Source organism: Neobacillus sp. BP17, assembly GCF_059579525.1.
This window is the reverse complement of sequence record NZ_CM184198.1, coordinates 1137886-1156540: the sequence shown is the minus strand read 5'-3', so window position 1 is coordinate 1156540 and position 18655 is coordinate 1137886. Positions and strand designations below refer to the sequence as shown.

15 protein-coding genes are annotated in these 18655 nt (G+C 37.9%); 1 reads left to right on the top strand and 14 read right to left on the bottom strand.

Features of this window, described 5'->3' with window-relative positions:
• Window positions 1–2 precede the first annotated feature (2 nt).
• From AC4QJR_RS05460 to AC4QJR_RS05410, 11 genes are all read right to left on the bottom strand, one after another.
• Complete coding sequence (locus tag AC4QJR_RS05460) at window positions 3–890, bottom strand: carbohydrate ABC transporter permease (RefSeq protein ID WP_496525563.1); 888 nt, start codon at window positions 888–890, stop codon at window positions 3–5.
• Between the two features lie 22 nt (window positions 891–912).
• Window positions 913–1803 (bottom strand): carbohydrate ABC transporter permease, encoded by an 891-nt coding sequence (locus tag AC4QJR_RS05455; RefSeq protein ID WP_251459207.1) that lies wholly within the window; start codon window positions 1801–1803, stop codon window positions 913–915.
• A 90-nt stretch (window positions 1804–1893) separates the two neighbouring features.
• The gene (locus AC4QJR_RS05450; protein WP_251459209.1) at window positions 1894–3228 is read right to left on the bottom strand and encodes an ABC transporter substrate-binding protein; all 1335 of its coding nucleotides are present in this window, start codon (window positions 3226–3228) and stop codon (window positions 1894–1896) included.
• Between the two features lie 611 nt (window positions 3229–3839).
• Complete coding sequence (locus AC4QJR_RS05445; RefSeq protein ID WP_496525562.1) at window positions 3840–4802, bottom strand: carbohydrate kinase family protein; 963 nt, start codon at window positions 4800–4802, stop codon at window positions 3840–3842.
• A 69-nt stretch (window positions 4803–4871) separates the two neighbouring features.
• The gene (locus AC4QJR_RS05440) at window positions 4872–5849 is read right to left on the bottom strand and encodes an ABC transporter permease (RefSeq protein ID WP_496525561.1); all 978 of its coding nucleotides are present in this window, start codon (window positions 5847–5849) and stop codon (window positions 4872–4874) included.
• The gene (locus tag AC4QJR_RS05435) at window positions 5846–7408 is read right to left on the bottom strand and encodes a sugar ABC transporter ATP-binding protein (RefSeq protein ID WP_496525560.1); all 1563 of its coding nucleotides are present in this window, start codon (window positions 7406–7408) and stop codon (window positions 5846–5848) included. The genes AC4QJR_RS05440 and AC4QJR_RS05435 overlap by 4 nt, the downstream gene beginning before the upstream one ends.
• 103 nt (window positions 7409–7511) lie before the next feature.
• Entirely contained in the window at window positions 7512–8480 is a 969-nt protein-coding gene (locus AC4QJR_RS05430; RefSeq protein WP_496525559.1) for an ABC transporter substrate-binding protein, read from the bottom strand.
• Between the two features lie 387 nt (window positions 8481–8867).
• A complete protein-coding gene (locus AC4QJR_RS05425) occupies window positions 8868–9629 on the bottom strand; it encodes a DeoR/GlpR family DNA-binding transcription regulator (RefSeq protein ID WP_496525558.1) in 762 nt (253 codons plus the stop codon).
• Between the two features lie 807 nt (window positions 9630–10436).
• Window positions 10437–11819, bottom strand: a complete 1383-nt coding sequence (rlmD, locus tag AC4QJR_RS05420) for a 23S rRNA (uracil(1939)-C(5))-methyltransferase RlmD (protein WP_496525557.1) — start codon at window positions 11817–11819, stop codon at window positions 10437–10439.
• Between the two features lie 127 nt (window positions 11820–11946).
• Window positions 11947–12714: a delta-lactam-biosynthetic de-N-acetylase gene (gene pdaA / locus AC4QJR_RS05415; RefSeq protein ID WP_496525556.1), complete on the bottom strand. Its 768-nt coding sequence runs from the start codon at window positions 12712–12714 to the stop codon at window positions 11947–11949.
• A 25-nt stretch (window positions 12715–12739) separates the two neighbouring features.
• Complete coding sequence (locus tag AC4QJR_RS05410; protein ID WP_496526624.1) at window positions 12740–13732, bottom strand: nuclease-related domain-containing protein; 993 nt, start codon at window positions 13730–13732, stop codon at window positions 12740–12742.
• A 203-nt stretch (window positions 13733–13935) separates the two neighbouring features.
• On the opposite strand from AC4QJR_RS05410, the gene AC4QJR_RS05405 reads away from it, so the two are divergent.
• On the top strand, window positions 13936–15111 hold the full coding sequence (locus AC4QJR_RS05405; protein ID WP_496525277.1) for an IS256 family transposase: 1176 nt from the start codon (window positions 13936–13938) through the stop codon (window positions 15109–15111).
• Window positions 15112–15732: 621 nt separating this feature from the next.
• On the opposite strand, the gene AC4QJR_RS05400 is transcribed toward AC4QJR_RS05405, so the two are convergent.
• The 3 genes from AC4QJR_RS05400 to AC4QJR_RS05390 all read right to left on the bottom strand — a co-directional run bounded on the left by AC4QJR_RS05400 (window position 15733) and on the right by AC4QJR_RS05390 (window position 18548).
• On the bottom strand, window positions 15733–17277 hold the full coding sequence (locus tag AC4QJR_RS05400) for a fumarate hydratase (RefSeq protein WP_496525555.1): 1545 nt from the start codon (window positions 17275–17277) through the stop codon (window positions 15733–15735).
• Between the two features lie 179 nt (window positions 17278–17456).
• Complete coding sequence (locus AC4QJR_RS05395; RefSeq protein WP_066251284.1) at window positions 17457–17654, bottom strand: SE1561 family protein; 198 nt, start codon at window positions 17652–17654, stop codon at window positions 17457–17459.
• A gap of 123 nt (window positions 17655–17777) precedes the next feature.
• Window positions 17778–18548, bottom strand: a complete 771-nt coding sequence (locus AC4QJR_RS05390; RefSeq protein WP_496526623.1) for a YfkD family protein — start codon at window positions 18546–18548, stop codon at window positions 17778–17780.
• Window positions 18549–18655: the final 107 nt, after the last annotated feature.

The window sequence follows — 18655 nt, the reverse complement described above, 5'->3', positions numbered from 1 at the left end:
TGTTATTCTTTCACTGCACCTAAAGTCATGCCACTTACAATATAGCGTTGTACGAAAAAGGAGAATATCATAACAGGCAGACTAAATGAGATGGCAGCAGCTGTCATTGGTCCTAAATCAAGATTATAAGCGGTTAAAAATTCTGAAATCCCTACTGTTGCCGTTTTGGCATTCGTACTGGTCATGAGTAGCGAGAACAAGAAATCATTCCATGCTAACATAAAAGTAAAGATAGCTGTCGTTGCCAGTCCAGGGAGTGACACCGGAAGAATAATTCTGATAAAGGCTCCAATCCAGCTGCATCCATCCACCCTGGCCGCTTCATCAAATTCTTTTGGAACTGAGTCAAAAAAACCAATCATTAACCAAATAGCAAACGGAACATTTAAGCTGGTATACACCAATATTAAGGCAAAATGGGTATCAATTAAGCCCATACTTTTTACAATCATATACATAGGAATTGCAATACTAATCATAGGTACCATTCTGATCACTAAGGTGAATAACAAAAAGTAGCTTCCTGTTATGGAAGAAAATCTAGAAATTCCATATGCAGCCATGGCCCCAAAAAACACACTTAAAATGGTGCTGGCACCCGCTGTAATTAAGCTATTTAGAAAATATTTTCCTATAGGCAAGTAATCAAACATTTTTATATAATTTTCCAGTGAAAATTGCGAGGGCCATAAAGTCGGCGGCACCGAAACTGCCTCTGCGGATGGTTTCAATGATGTTAATAATAGATAGATATACGGACCTAAGAATAATAAAGCCAGCAAGCAAGTGGTAAACAAAACAATCAGCGTCCATATTTTATGTTTAACATGTAAAGTTGCAAACCAAACTGGTTTTTCTGCAATCGTTTCTTTTAATGGTATATGGGCCATTTCTATTTCACCTCTCCTATCATCATGAATGTCTTCTCCTAGGTGACCACATTTTTGTAATAAAGAAAGAACTTAGGAATAATAAAATGATGATAAAGATGACTGCCATTGCGCTTGACTGCCCAACCTCTCCATAACGGGTCAATGTCTTATACATATATGTACTTAGCAATTCGGAAGAAAAACCTGGTCCCCCTTGCGTAAGCACCCAGACAATATCGAATGTTCTGGCAGCATCAATAATGCGAATTAATAATGCTACTGTTGCTACTGGGATAAGAGAAGGGAAAGTAATGTAACGGAACTTATGCCATTTATTGGCCCCATCCATTTCAGCAGATTCATATAAACTAATCGGGATTCCTTTAATACCTGCTAATAGAACGAGCATAATGAAAGGCGTTGTTAACCAAATGTCTGCAATAATCGTAGAATAGAGTGCAAAACGGGAGTCTGATAACCAGAGTATTTGATGCGGGTCAGAAAGTATTCCAAGTTTATAAAGCCCCCAGTTGATAATGCCGAATTGGTCATTAAGCATAAATTTCCAAATGATTCCTGTAACTAACGGTGCCAGCATAAGCGGGCTTAACAATAGTGTCCGAATAAATTGGCTTCCTTTAAAAGCATTGCTTAGAAGCAAAGCAAGGATAAGCCCGATGATAAACTCGAAACCCACCGCTACTCCTATATAAACGACTGTATTCCAAAGCGCTTTTAAAAATCGTTCGGAAGTCAACGAGTTTGTATAGTTTGCAAAACCAACAAATTCTCGCAATGAAGGATTAATGATATCAATCTTATAAAAACTGTCTCTAATTAAAAGAAAGATTGGATAGACCAGAAATACCAACATAAAGATCCCTGCAGGAAAGAAAAAGATCGTCGATAATGCCCCATTTTTCAGTCTCAAGAAAACCGCTCCTTTCTATCAATATATTTTTTAGAACCCCTTCATTGATTAGATATCTGTATGAAGAGGTTCTATTAAGTACGTTTCAGTTTATTGTGGCGGCAATAAATCTTTGATTACATCTGCTGCCCAATCTAGTGCTTCTTGAGGTGTTTTTTCTCCAGAAAGTGCATATTGCACGGCTGGGATGAGTGCTTCACTTTCGATTTCTTGCCATTCCTTAATAGCAGGTCGATTTTGCGTTTGTGGTCCGCTTAATGTCGTCATAAGCGGTTTCAAATGTTCATAGCCCTGCTGTGTACTATAACTTTCAAAAACGGATTTTCTCGCTGCTACCCCCAATGATTTCATAAATAGTTCATTCTTTTCATAGATGAAGTTGAGATACTCTTTGGCAATCTCTTGTTTTTTGGAGGAACTAGGGATAACCTGGTACCAAGGACCTGGGACAGCACCAATTCCTGCTCCGCCGCCAATCATTGGGGCACTTCCAACTTTTCCTGCTACCTTTGATTGTTTAGGGTCATTTGAAGGGACATAGAAGTGACCCCAAGCAAGCATCATGGCAGATTTTCCATTCCAAAATAGCTCAGAAGTTTCTGCAGATGCCATTTCTAGTGCACCTGATGGAACCGATTGATCTTTTTTCAAAAGGTCAACTAAAAATTGCAAGGAATCAACATACGGTTTTGTATTAACAAGAACTTTGCCATTATCACCAACAACCAATGGTTTCGCACCTGCTTGGGCTGCATGATCCAGCCAGCTGGCTACCGCATCCCCATTGTTCGCACCAAATACCGTAGTTCCGTACAAATCTACTTTTCTATCATTATCTGTATCTCTAGTAAAAAACTTGGCTACATCCCGATATTCATCCCATGTTGTTGGCGGATGTAAATCATATCCATACTTTGCTTTAAAATCGGCTTTATTCTTTTCATCTTCGAAAAGGTCTTTACGGTAGATTAAATTTTTGGCGTTCGTCCATACCGGCATTCCATAAACCTTATTCTGATAACTTCCGCCTTCTACTAATCCTGGGAATAAATCATTTTTAAGGTCATCTGTCATGAGATCTTCTAATGGCAGAAGTCCGCCAGCTAGAGCAGGAAACCAAAGTATATCGATGGTTGCAACATCGAAAGCCCCTGCCCGTGAAGCTACCTCTGCCTTAAGTTTGTCATAGACTCCTGTATATGGAACGGATTCAATTTTAACTTCGTAGCCTGTTTTCTGTTTAAATTCTGCGGCTGTTTCTTTTGCAACCTTAAAGGCCGGGCTTCCCCCTTCAACGAGGACCGTAATGGTTTTATTATCACCTTTTGTTTCTGAACTTCCTGTTTTTTCTCCCGAACAACCCGATAAAAAGATAGATAATACTAAAAGTAATGAAACTACCGTTAGGATTCCCTTTTTCTTCACCTTAACCAGCCTCCTTTATTTTTGACTGCATTCTTAATAAATGGTAATCCCCCTAATGGGCTATTAGGCTACCATACATTCATTGATAATTTCCCTCTAATGTTTCTATTCTTTTTCAAAAACTTGATAGCGGTTTCATTTCTTGAAGTAAAAATGATTATCTTTTATTTCCTTTTGCCCCCTCTAACGTTTTTGTAAACTCTCTTTACACTTTTATTGTAATAATTAAGGGGTTTTAATAAAATTCTAACTTTTTTAGAAAAGGTTATATATATTTAGAACTTTTTCAATAACAAACTTCCCAGGATAATTAGTAGTAGATTGTTCCACTTTTTTATGAGGTGACAGGCACAGGGCATAAGAGATAAAGGAAACACGAAGAGCAAAAGCAACCGAATGGCTGCCTGAGAGAAATATTGAAAAAAGCCCGGATTCGTATTGGAACAAACCCGGGTTGGTATGGAGTCAGGAAAATGTTTATTTTAGTTCGGAAGAGTTAATTTTTGGGTTACCTTTTTAAAACCAGCAGTGAACAGCACTCCACATGTGTGGACTGTAATTGGCAATACAAATAGACGTTGGTGGGTTTACCAGCTCTTTCAAAACAGTTACTAATTTTGATTATCCATTAGTTTCTTAATTTCTTCCATACAAGGCATGCTTAATATTGCACCTTTCCTTGTTGTGACAATTGCTCCAACTGCATTTCCAAATATAATAATTTCTTCCATATCATCCATGTTTAAATTAGCAATAGGTTTATTTTTTTCTAAATATTTATATAAAACGCCACTATAAAAGCCATCTCCCGCACCTGTTGTATCAACTGGATTCACTTTGAAGGATTTAAATTTCCCTACGTTCTCCCCTTTTCGATAAAAACAGCCTTCTGCTCCTAAAGTGACAAATATAAGTTCTGTGTTATACTGTTCAACGAGTTGTCTTGTTCCTTTTTCTAAATCTGCCTTTCCAGTAATGAATTCCAACTCTTCCTCCGAAAGCTTTACGATGTTTGCATATTTCAATCCCTCTTTAATCATTTTCTTTGCATGCTCTAGATTCTTCCAAAGCAAAGCCCTTAAATTAGGATCATAGGAAACAACTTTCCCTAGTTCTTTTGCTAATTGGACTGTCTTTAGAGTGGTAGTGGCAGCTGGTTCATTAGTGAGGGAAAGAGATCCAAAATGAAAAATTTTGGTTTGAGCTACGATATTTTCATTAATGTCATCCTCTGTTAACTTGGTATCCGCACCGGGATTTCTATAAAAGCTGAATGAGCGGTCACCAAATTCATCTAAATGAACAAATGCCAGTGTAGTATTTGCTTTTTGGGTAAAGGATAATCCTTCACAGCATATGTTTGTATCCATTAAAACTTGCTTTAAATAATGTCCAAATTGATCATCTCCTACCTTACCAATGAAACAAGTCTTCTTGCCTAATTTGGTTAAGCCCGCTAATACATTGGCAGGGGCACCACCAGGATTTCTTTCAAAGACAACTTTGCCAGGCTGAGAAGAGTTATAAGGAGTTAAATCAATTAATAACTCTCCAAGAGCTGTTACATCATACATTTGAACCTCTCCTAAATTCTATTAAGCCAGAAGACTACTCTTCTGGCTTTTTATTTGAAATGGAACTATTTAAGTTCTGCTTCGTAATCTATCAAGAAGCACGGCAATAACAATAACGATCCCTTTTACAACTTGTTGCCAGTAATAATCCACGTTAAGCAAAGTCATTCCATTCGTTAACACAGCCACAATCAAAACCCCAATGATAGTTCCTTGTATACGGCCACGTCCCCCTACAAAACTAGTACCACCTAGTACGACAGCTGCTATCGCATCTAGCTCAAATGCTATTCCTACCATGGGCTGCCCTGAGAACAAACGTCCTGCCATCACAACGCCACTAACACCGGCTAATAAGCCACTGATCGAATATACGTTAATCAGGGTGCGATTAACTTTAATCCCTGTAAGATGTGCGGCTTCTTCATTACCGCCAATAGCATAAACATGGCGCCCGAACATCGTATACTTTAAAACGATTAACATGATGATATAAACAATTGCCATCACATAAATAGGAGTAGGAATCCCTAGCATTTCACCTGCCCCAATAAACTTGAACTGCTTTGATGCCAAAACTACAGGATATCCTCCGGTTATAACATAAGCCAGCCCCCTCAGGTAGGTCATACTTCCAAGTGTCACGATAAAGGCCGGCAACTTAGGTACAGCTGTTAAAAATCCATTAATAGCCCCAGCAACATATCCTACAGCAACTCCTACTAACATAGCGATAACTGGTGGAGTTCCGGCATTTGATAGTAATACAGATATAACACCGCTCAATGCAAGGGTTGAGCCTACCGATAAATCAATTCCTCCTGTTAATATAACTACAGTCATCCCAGCTGCCAGAATGGCAGTGATTGAACTTTGCTTTAGTACGTTTAAGATATTACTTGATTCTGTGAAATTCGGTGCAAAAATAATCATTACTATGATTAATAAGGCAAGAATTATTACCATGCCCAGCTGATTAAAAATCTGTTTTGAGCGTTCCTTAAACGAAACTACGGATGAACTTGACATTTGTAAGTTTGTATTCATTGTTTAACCTCTCCTGTAGCATAGTACATAATTTTTTCTTGTGTAGCTTCATCACGAGATAGTTCAGCCCTTAGTTTCCCCTCATGAATCACTAAAATCCGATCACTAACTCCTAAGACTTCTGGTAATTCAGAAGAAATCATCAACACAGCAAGCCCTTGCTCTGCTAATTTACTTATGATTTTATGAATCTCAGTCTTTGCACCTATGTCTACACCACGGGTCGGTTCGTCAAGCAGCAGTATTTTAGGACCAATAGATAACCATTTAGCAATAACAACCTTTTGTTGATTTCCTCCGCTAAGGCCCATAACATTTTGTTCTTTTGATGCCGTTCTTACTCCAAGTTCTTTAATGTATCGATCCGCATCACGATTCATTTGCTTATACTGCAATAGTTTAAATTTACGATAGGTTGGTAATTGTGCCATCAGTATATTTTCTTTTACAGATAGATTTGGTAATAACCCCTGTTCCTTCCTGCTTTCAGGAACATGGGCAATGCCAAGTTTTATTGCATCAATAGGACTTTTTATATGAACCTGCTGGCCATCCAAAATTATTTGACCCTCTGACAGTTCGGATAGTCCAAAGATTGTTCTTACCAGCTCAGTCCGTCCCGCACCGACAAGGCCTGCTAATCCCACAATTTCACCAGGGTAGATTTTTAGTGATATTCCCTTTACAAACTTCTTGTCAGAGACATTTATTAACTCAAGGACTGGTTTTTGTTCAGACCTAACAATACTTTTAATTCTTTCTCTTACAAATAGCTCATTTAACTCTCTTCCTACCATAAGTTTTACTAGATTATCGGGATTGGTATCCGAAATTGGTCCACTTGTAACCCATTGGCCGTCTCTAAGAACTGTAAAGCGATTTGAAATTTTAAAAATCTCATCCATTCGATGAGAGATATAAACAATAGCTACGCCTTTTCTTCTTAATTCTTCAATGATGCCAAAAAGCTTTTCTATTTCTTTATCTGTCAGAGATGCCGTCGGTTCATCCATAATTAAAATCTCAGAATTAAGTGATAAAGCTCGAGCAATTTCTACCATTTGTTGTTGGGCCACACTTAAGGTGGAAACATCCGCTCGAGGATCCAAGGAAGATCCTATGGATTTTAAAACTTGGGCAGCATTTTCATAAATATCATTCCAATTTATTAAGCCCAGCCTATTTTTCTTAAAAGTTGTCCCCATCATAATATTCTCACCAATGGACAAATTCGGTGAAAGGCTTATTTCTTGGTGAATAACACTGATCCCTTTATTTCTTGCCTCCATTGGATTATTCCAATGTACTTCTTGACTTTTATATTCAATCGTTCCTTCATCAGGCTGATACACTCCAGCCATGATCTTCATTAAAGTAGATTTTCCTGCACCATTCTCCCCCATCAAGGCATGAACTTCCCCTTTATAGAGTTCGATATTAACGTTTTGCAACACCTTGACACCGGAAAATTTCTTCGTAACCGCCTTCATCCTAAGGATGGGTAACTGACTTTCTGGTAGACGACGATTTATTTGTTCTTGAACCTGAAATACTGCCATTAGTGCCACTCCCTAAGTCTCTTTTTAAGCCCTATTTTACTAGGATATAAATATAGTGCTCCTGATAGAGCACCATATTTTACCTCCACTAGAGGGAAATCAATTACCAGCCACTATAGGAATCAACATTATCTTTAGTGATAAATTTAGTTGGAATAAGAACTTTTGAGTCAACTTTTTTTCCATCAATGACTTTTAATGCTAAGGCAACACCATCAAGAACCATTTGATTCGGGAATTGTGCTGAAGTACCAGCAAAGCTTCCGCCTTTTTTCAGCGCATCAACCGCAGAAGGCGCACCGTCAACACTTACGACAAAGAATTCATTTTGTCTACTAGCTTGTTCTTGTGCAATTTGTACTCCAACAGCCTCTTCATCATTTATGGTAAATACTGCATCGATTTTTTTGTTTGCTGTTAGTGCACCTTCCATTACGGTAAGAGCCTTTTCACGATTACCCTCACCATTTTGTTTAGCAACAACCTTGATATCTGGATATTTTTTAATTACTTCGTTAAAACCTTTAATTCGATCTGTCACTGCTGAAACAGGAGGTCCATCAATAATAACAATATTACCTTTTCCATTAAGTTGTTTTACAAGATACTCCGCAGCTAATTTACCTGCTTGAACGTTATCAGACATAACCACAGTGTCAATGCCACCTTCTGCAAATCCATCAAGAGCAACAACCGGAATACCTGCTGCTTTTGCCTCACTAACTGCACCAGCAATACCAGCAGAATCAAATGGGCTTAATAATATTAAATCAACTTTTTTTGTGATAAAGTCTTCAATTTGTGCAGTTTGTTTAGCAAGATCTTGATCCGCACTTACAGTCGTTACTTCAGCATTATACTTAGAAGCAACTTCTTTAGCCCCTTTAGACATCGCTACAAAGAATGGATTACTTAAATTTGGAACTGTTAAACCAATCTTTAGCTTTTTTTCAGTATTAGACTTGTCATCTGTTTTACCTGTATTAGAAGCGCTTTCATTATTGCTGCATGCACCTAAAAAGCATAATGTTAAAATTAATAATACTATGTTAAAAATTTTAAAGTTTTTCATGGTTTGTAATTCCTCCTAAATATAGTTTTGTAAAGTAATAGATACTTCTAGCAAAACACATCCTTGTAAAAAAATCTGTAATACCGTAATATAAAAATGAGTGCTAAAATTAATATTAATTTTAGATATACTCAAGCAGGGTTATGATTTTGGGCTTTTTTCCATTTGGTCGTGGTTGCCCTTAATCGTAACCTTTTTTGTGATTCTTTCATTTTCTCACCCAAAGAACAAGTTAATTAAAACGATTAAAATCTCTTTTATTATTTTCATAACTCTATAAGCATCACCCCCTAAAAATGGTGTGGATATTTCTTAAAACGTTTTCATTTAAACGCCTTCATTTTTTGCTTTTTATCTGATAGTAGATCCTTACCTATGGGGGAAAAGTCAGACTACACGAACAGAAATTCCTGATTCCTCAATGCGGTTAAGTAAGGTCTTTTCTGCAGCACTATCGGTTATTAAATAATTTATCTCATGAATCTCCGCAAACTTCGCAAAACTTACTTGACCTATTTTGGTATGATCAGTGATGAGAATAACCTTTTCCGCGCAATCAATCATCTTCTTTTTTGTTGATGCCTCAATTAAATTTGGAGTAGTTAAGCCATTTTCTACATCAACGCCATTCGTAGCAATAAACGATTTGTCTACACAAATTTGATTAAAGCTGTTTTCAGCCAATGGACCTACCAACGCTAGTGTTTCTGAACGCAGAGAACCACCACATAATAAGACTTCAATTCCAGATGCATCCTTTAATTCGTTTGCACATAATATCGAATTGGTAACCACCTGTAAACTCGAAAAGTTTCTTAGTTCTTGAGCAAGATAATAAGTTGTCGTACCCGAATCGAGCAAGATACTTTCACCGTTCTCTATAAGCTTAGCCGCTTCCTTTGCAATAGCCCTTTTCTCTTTTTGAAACTGCACTTCTTTCTCAATGTAAGTCGGTTCGAAGGTCACACTATTGAACAAGACAGCCCCACCATGCGTTCTTTTTAACAATTGTGCTTCCTCTAGTTCCTTTAAGTCCCTACGAATTGTTGATTCAGACAAGTCGAAGTGTTGACTTAATTCTTGTACATCTACTCTAGCATTCTTGTTTAGTAACTCTAATATTGCCGACTTTCTTTCTATACCATACACAGAATCGTTTCCCTCCCATTCATTTGAAATACGCCACTTGACTGTTTTAGCTCAATTTTGAATGAATTTGATGTTTTATGCTCACTTTTGATTATATGTTCTATTTTACCAATTTACAATATGAATTTATGAATAATTGTGAAAATTTTAATATTAATAAATTAAAATAAAAAAACTATTGTTTTTCGAAGATCAGAATACGTTAGACTATCTTATTAGGGGAACACTCTGACTAAGTAAACCTTAGAAGTAAACACAAGTAAGGGCTTCGAATGGCATTGATTTGAAAGAAATGAAAGTAGTTTTGAAAAAGAAAAATTGAAGTATAAATTCTAAAATAAAACTAAATAGGAAAAAGGAGTTTCTCCATTTAGGGAGTAACTCCTAGTTTTCGGTCCCAAATTGAATAGAAGCAGGAAATCCCTTACTTGGTTCCTGCTTCTTCTTTTAAAATCATAGCCGAGACGCATTTGACGTGGGCGGTTTGTTAGAACTAAAGAATTTTTTATCATTATACAGCATTTTTTATAACCTACAGAAACGCACAAAAACTTGTGCAAGGTGGACACCAAGTGGACATTGCCCACCAAAAAAGGCAGCGGATTTTTCCACTGCCTTTTTCTTTATGTCATATGTTCTATTGAATGTGTTGATACTTCATAGGCAACGATATATTTGAAAAGGCTGTGAATAGTGATGTTGTCCACCAATGAATTTTTGTGTCCACCAAAATCAACGTGATTCAAAAATGGTGGACAAATGGTGGACAAAACCACTTTTTTCTTTGTCAAAAAACCTTGCAAACCCTTATTTTACAAGGCTTAATAGACATACAGTTTCAATATGGCTCGTATGCGGGAACATGTCCACTGGCTGGATATATTTTACTTCATATTTAGCACTTAACGTTTGAATGTCCTTCGCCAATGTTGAAGGATTACATGAGATGTAAATGAGCTTTTTTGGTTCTGCCTGAAGGATGGTTTGGATTAACTGCCCCTCAAGACCTGTTCTAGGTGGATCGACGACAATGACATCGGGCTTCCATCCCTTTTTGACCCATTTAGGAAGGACTTCTTCTGCCTTTCCAGGTACATATTTTGTATTAGTCAATCCATGCCGCTTTGCGTTTTTCTTTGCGTCCTCAATCGATTCTTGGATGACATCCATTCCACGAACTTCTCCTGCCTGATCGGCGAGCCATAACCCGATGGTTCCCACTCCACAATAGGCATCTACTACTTTTTCTTGACCAGTCAGCGCAGCTGCTTTTTTCACTTCATTATAAAGCTTAACCGTCTGAACAGGGTTTAATTGGAAGAAAGTCCTTGCAGAAAGCTCAAATTGAAGGTCTCCTAGTGTTTCTTGGATAAACTCTTCACCCGCTAACGGAAGTGTTTCCTCACCAAAAATAAGGGAGGTTTTTTGTCCATTGATGTTCTGAACAATTGATTTCACATTCGGGAGACGCTTTTGGATTTCCTGAATGATGATGTCCACTTTTGGTAATTCTTTTTGAGTTGTGATTAGGACTATTTGTAGTTCGCCTGTTTGAATGCCAACCCGAGTAACAATGGTTCGAACAATTCCTTTTCTGGACTTTTCATTATAAATAGGAATTTTTAATTCCTCTAAAATCCGTTTAACCGCAGATGTTGCTTCATTTGTTTGTGAGTGCTGCACAGCACATTCCTCAATATTAATCAATTGATGGGAATTAAGGCCATAAAGCCCCGCAAGGACCTTGCCATCCATTGCCTTCACTTGAAAACTGCTCTTGTTTCGATATCTCCATGGGTCTTCCATTCCAATCGTTTCTCGGATATCCAGTTTGCTAATGTCTACTTTGGTATGGCGCTCTAGTGATTGAATGACGATATCACGTTTTTCCTTTAACTGTTGATCATATTTCAAGTGCTGCAATTGACATCCTCCACATTGATCATAAACCGGACACAGCGGCAGAACACGATGCGGGGATTTAATACGAATTTTTTTGATTTTTGCTTCAGCAAATTTCGGGCTAATCTTCGTCGCCTCTACGACCACTTCTTCACCGGGAAGTGCACCGGGCACAAAAACAACCTGTTTTTTATAATAACCGACACCTTCCCCATTAATACCGAGCCGTTTAATCGTAAGCGGAAAGGTTTGCTTCAGTTCAATTTTAATATTTTGATCAGTTTTCATCTATTTCACTCCATAATATTCCATAAATTCATATAGATCGTTTCATTTTAATTTCCCCGTATTATAGCATGATTCACACAGAAAAACCGAATTCCAAAAAGAAATTCGGTTTCTGTGGGTGATATATCTATTTTTTCTTCGGAAAATCATCAAGGCTTTTGAATTTGTAGCCTTTTTTCTTTAGATCCTGAATTGCCTTTTCAAGAGCATCGGCGTTATCTTTTGAAACAGTGTGTAATAGTAAGATACAGCCCGGATGGACCTGCCTCATGATATTGTCGTAGGAATATTGCCAGCCTCTTTGCGAATTCACATTCCAATCGACGAAAGCGAGTGACCAGAATACATGTGTATAGCCCTCTTCATTAGCAATCTGCATTGTTCTTTCACTAAATACCCCCCGCGGCGGACGAAGGTATTTCATTTCTTTTTGCCCTGTTAATTCTTTGGTTTTGACCCTGACCTTTTCGAGCTCTTCACGAATCCTTTGATCACTTACGGTTGTCAGGTCCGGGTGATGCCACGAATGGTTCCCGACAATATGCCCTTCTTTGACCATCCTTTTCACTATATCCCCTGCCGAAAGCAAATAATGCCCTGTCACAAAAAAAGTCGCAGGTACCTTTTCCTTCTTTAAAATATCAAGAATCTGAGGGGTATATCCTTGTTCATAACCGTTATCGAAAGTTAAGTATAACGTCTTTGAGTCTGGGTTACTTTTATAAAAAGCACCGTATTTTTCAATTAACTGATCAAGCTCAGCTCCTGCTTCTGCCGGCTGTTCATTTACCCCTTTTTTAAAGCCCCAATGGATCGGCTGATTGGATACAGCCGCATATGTACTCTGCGGTATAAATAAGAGCAGCATACTAAGGATGCACAATAATCTTTTCATCCATGTTCCCCCTATTTTATTTTTTTTAGTGTTTGTTATTAGGTGGAAAAACATGATTGGTTAAAATAGGAATTGTTGGTTGGTGGTAGATTCGTCCTCTTTTTATACCTGTATAGGAAAGAGTTCTTTTAGGTATATTGGATGCGGTCGTTCTAGAGGAAGGCATGTTAAGAAATTTCCGTAATTCATGATTGGTAAATGAGGGTTTGATCAGAAGAAAGTAATCGTTAATACCATTAATGAAGGCATCTTTTGAAAATAATAAACATTTAGGACATATCCATTTCGACCTTATATAATCCATAGGAATGTTTAAACACCTTGGGCATTGGACTCCCGAGATAAGTTCGTCCTCTGAAACCTGAAAATAATTAAGGATATCAATTTTTTGAGGTGTGTGTTGCGATAATAAAAGATTAATGATTTGATAAACGGTCTTTTTATTTAGCTTTTTTCCTGTGTGGGCCTCTTCTAATTCATCTACTTTCCTTAATAAATCATAGGCCCTTATGACTTTTTGCTCTGCTTCTTCGTATTCTTGATTGATAATTATTTCTGTAGAGGGTTTACAAATAGTAACAAGGTTTGCAATAGGAATCTGAGGTACTTTATCATACTCAAATGAATGTCTTAATAATATTTCATGGCGGTTTACTTGCGCTACTGGATTCTCATAGATGTCCCTGTTGTCTGCATATTCATGAATCATTTGTTTTTTTTCAAATCGTAGCATTCCTGAGTGGTTTTTTGCATCAATTATTATTATTAATTTTTGGGAAAGGAGTAGAGCATCAATCTGGAAATAGGTATTTCCTATAGGAAGACGAAGACCGTAAAAAATATGGTACTTGTGTACCGGAATTTGATCCAGATAGTATTTTAATGTTTTTTCTCCATTATATCCGGACCTTAAAGTTCGTATTTTAGATTTTATTTCTGGCATTTTTCTATGATTTTCTGCTAGCCTTCTTTCTAAAGCCTCCACTTGAAGCAAGAAATTAGGGGGTGCGAGTTCCATTTCAATCAAGATAAATTCCTCCTTTGTATTTTTAGTATAACTTCAACAAGATATTTGATAATCCTAGTCTTTTTTTATACTTGTTATGAAACTTTTGTGTCTGGTGATTAAGCCCATATAATTGTGTAAAAAGAAAATGAGTCAAATTAATTCCTCATGGTTACAATGTTAACGGCTAATTAAACAATGTGGAGGAAGTAATTATGACTCAAGTACAGTTTAACCTAAATATCGATGATTTAAAAGATTCTGTTATGAACTCTAATATAGACGCTGTCATCAAAGCGTCCATCGTTTTGGTATTAAATTCTTTTATGGAAAAAGAACGTGATGAGTTCTTGCAAGCAGAATCCTATGAACGTTCTAACTTACGACGTGACTACCGCAATGGATATTATGAACGTGATCTAATTATTGGCATTGGAAAAATTACTCTTCGAGTACCACGTACTCGCAGTGGAGAATTTTCGACTACCGTGTTTGAACAATATGCTCGTTGTGACCAAGCTCTCGTATTAGCCATGCTTGAAATGGTTGTGAATGGAGTCTCTACAAGAAAAGTTTCAAAGATCGTGGAACAACTCTGTGGGCAAAAGGTGTCTAAATCATTTGTATCTACACTCACAGAAAAACTAGATCCTTTAGTGAATCAATGGGCAAGTCGACCTCTGAATACGATGTACTATCCCTATATCTTTGCCGATGCCATGTATATCAAAGTAAGAGAACATAATCGTGTTGTATCTAAAGCTGTATATATCGCAACGGCCGTTGACCAGAACAATAGACGTGAAATTCTAGGTTTAAGAGTAGATCATGGGGAGAGCACTGAAGCCTGGCAACGATTTTTCCAATACCTAAAGTCAAGAGGACTACAATCACCTAAGCTAGTTATATCTGACGCACATCAGGGGTTAAAGTCTGCCATTGGTACAGAGTTTGTTGGATCCTCTTGGCAAAGATGCACAGTGCATTTCAAAAAGAATATCATTACGCATATGCCCAAAAAAGGCATGGACGAAGTGAAAATGGGTTTAAAAAGAATATTTGAGGTAACGACCGTTGAAGAGGCAAGAAAATATAAAAATGAGTTCATTGGGCAAATGGGAGATAATCCAAAACTAGAAAAAGCGATAGAGATATTAGAAGAAGGCTTCGAAGATGCCATTCAATATTTAAATGAAAAACCAAAATACCATACGCATATTCGAAGTACGAACTCGTTAGAAAGAATCAATGAGGAAGTCCGGAGAAGAGAGAAGGTAATTAGAATATTTCCTAATACACAATCCGCATTCCGATTAATTGGTGCGGTTTTAATGGACTATGCTGAGGAAGTAAGAAGAAGAATAATTCGGGACCAAGAAGAGAAGAAATAGCAACCGCGAAGCGCGAATTTTTGGTGTACTGGAAGGGGGGTACCCCCCTTCCAGTACACCAAAAATAAATCAGCTGCTTAACATTGTTTTTCATCAGGAATGAATTTACACATAATAATGGGCTTGACTTGTCTGGTCGTCGCTTATGACATATTATCGGACTATTTTTATCTATTTTTCGAAACTTATGACATTTGCTGGATATTATTTGGAAATCAATTCAATATCCAGGTACTTATGACGTATTTTTCAGCACTTATGACATCTTATCGGACTCTTATCGCCCATTTTTCGAAACTTACGACATTTGCTGGATATTATTTGGAAATCAATTCAATATCCAGGTACTTATGACGTATTTTTCAGCACTTATGACATCTTATCGGACTCTTATCGCCCATTTTTCGAAACTTACGACATATGCTGGATATTATTTGGAAATCAATTCAATATCCAGGTACTTATGACGTATTTTTCAGCACTTATGACATCTTATCGGACTCTTATTGCCCATTTTTCGAAACTTACGACATTTGCTGGATATTATTTGAAAATCATCTCGTTTTTTTAGTTCATAAAAAAAATAAGCGCCCGCAACCCGAGCGCCTATCCCACAACTCTCTATTTAAAAACCGGCTCCTTAAACGCCGCTAACTTTTCTAATGAAGATTTATCTACGTCGGCGTGCAGGCTGTTTCCGTGTGAGTCCATTGTCACTACTGCTGTGAAGCCCTCTACACGAAGGTGCCACATTGCTTCTGGAATACCAAATTGCATTAAATCGACACCTTCAACTGATTTGATGCAATCTGCATAATATTGTGCAGCTCCGCCAATTGCATTTAGGTATACCCCGCCATGTTCTTCTAATGCAGCTAACGTCTTCGGTCCCATACCGCCTTTACCGATAACAGCTCGGATGCCGAATTTTTTCATGATATCACCTTGATAAGGTTCCTCACGAATGCTTGTTGTTGGACCTGCTGCCTTTACATGCCAAGCACCGGCTTCATCCTTCAACATAACCGGACCGCAATGATAAATCACTTGTCCATTTAAATCCACTGGTGCGTCATGATCGCTTAAATACTTATGAATTGCATCACGGCCAGTGTACATCATCCCATTAATCTGAACGACATCGCCTACTTTTAAAGAACGGATTTGTTCTTCAGATATTGGCGCCTCCAAGGAGATAACCCCTTCAGATGTAGCGGCTGTTTCCTGCACAGCTGCTTCTTTTTCAGCAAAATCAATGAATTCCCCGTCTTGATACATCCATTCGTTGATTTCACCAGTCTCCGCGTTTACACTCACACCTAAACGACGGAATGCCCAGCAATTGTAGGCAACAGATACATAGAAACTTGCAGGAATGCGGTTCATGACGCCCACTTTACAGCCTAAAAGGGTGGCTTCACCACCGAAGCCCATTGTGCCGATTCCTAATTTATTTGCATTCTCCATTACATACTCTTCTAACTTACGAAGGTCTTCATTTGGGTTCACATCTTCCACAGAACGGAATAACTGTTCTTTCGCTAAATCGTATCCAGAAGAACGGTCGCCGCCAATACCAACACCGATAAAGCCAGCGCTGCAGCCTTGACCTTGAGCCTGGTAGACGGAATGCATAACGCACTTACGGATTCCATCAAGGTCACGCCCTGCACGGCCTAATCCGTCTAATTCACATGGAAGGCTGTATTGAATGTTTTTATTTTCACAACCGCCGCCTTTTAAAATCAGACGAACGTCGATATAATCTTTTTCCCATTGGTCAAATTTGATAACAGGCACGCCTGCACCAAGATTGTCCCCACTGTTTTCACCAGTTAGGGAATCGACTGAGTTCGGGCGAAGCTTCCCTTCTTTCGTTGCCAACACAATGGCATTACGAATTGCTTCTTTAATTTCTAATTGATTCACACCTACTGGCGTTTTAATTTTAAAGGTTGGTAAACCTGTGTCCTGACAGATGGGTGACACTTGATCGTCTGCCATCTTGATATTATTTGTGATTGTTGCTAGGCTCATTGCAGCACTTGTTCCCGCATTTTCATTTTCCTTAGCCCGTTTAACAGCTCTGCGGACATCCTTAGGAAGTTTTGTTGATGTTTCAACGACTAGCTTATACATGCTTTCTTGAAATTTAGAAATATTCAATTCGAGTACCCCTCTCCCCATGTTCCCCATTAATATTTTTCAATTTTTGCACGTTTATATTATACTCCTATAACCTATAGAATTAAAGGATTAGCTTGCAACCGCTGCCAGGTTATTCGTGGAAATCCCCCATGTAAATATTGGATTCACTATTTAACCCATTAAAAAGAGCCTGTTGATTAAACAGACTCACTCACTTCACGATTATTAAATTCTCTGCATTTTGATTCCATATCATCTAACATTGAAATTAAGCGGTCAATATCTTCAAGATCTGTATCTTCCGGATCGATCGCATCAAGGACATCAATGAACATGTTTAAGCGTTGTTTTAAAAAATTCACTTGTGTATTTTTATCTTCAATCGGGCTTCCCAAGTTGTTTCACTCCTTTCGCTAACGTTCTCATCCTATCGAAAAATGGCTGCTTTGACAATCGATTAATAATATTTTGCCCAATTTTTCAAAAAAGAAAAGACTCCTGCAACCAGGAGTCTGCTTTTATCGTGGTCGTTCTGACGCTGCAAATCCAAAGGATACATAATCTTGAACTGGAATCCATGCGCCGATTCCTTGAGAGGTTACGTTTTTAATCACGATAAACTTTTTGCTGCCTTTTAGCATTAAATAGACTTCACCGTAGGTTACCTTACCTTTTTCATTCACACCTGGTGCATAGGCATATAAGTAGCCCAACCGGTTTGGAGGAATGTTATAAATATGATCGTTCTTCGTGCCGGCGCCAATAATCGTATCGAATGCCAGTGGAAGATGCGTTTTTTCCATTGCCTTTAAAAGCATCATTTTTTTCACGGCCTCAGCACTCGCGATTTTAGCGGTGAGCCCGCCTCTAATAATCTTCTGGGACTCCTGAACATATTTGATTTGATAGGGCACCTTGCCGCCGCGATTATCAAAATAATTGGTGTTAATCTTTTGGAACTCCCAGTTTGGGGAAGTTTCCGATGATTCGTAATTTAAGGGCCACTGACCTAAATAGACGATAGCACGATAGCCAATCGCAAAAGGTGTACTATTAATACTCGATTCATTTAGCATTCGAATTAGATCAGGGTTTTCGATTTTCACCTTTGATGAATTAATCAACTTTTTAGTTAATTCACTTGGTTGTAATAATGGCAGATCCTGTGTCGAATTTGGATAAGTATTCTCCTTGGTAATATTTCGGACCGAAGGTGGAACTTGATATTTAACCGAAACTTTTTGCGCTGGACCCTTATGTGCGAAGGCTGAGGGAATAAAAGTTAACATTAATAGCAGTGTCATCAAGATAGTGACATTTTTCTTCACGAGTTAAACTCCTTTCACTAATAGCATAATCAGTCTGCTAGTAGTTTTTTCGGAGTTGATTATTTTTA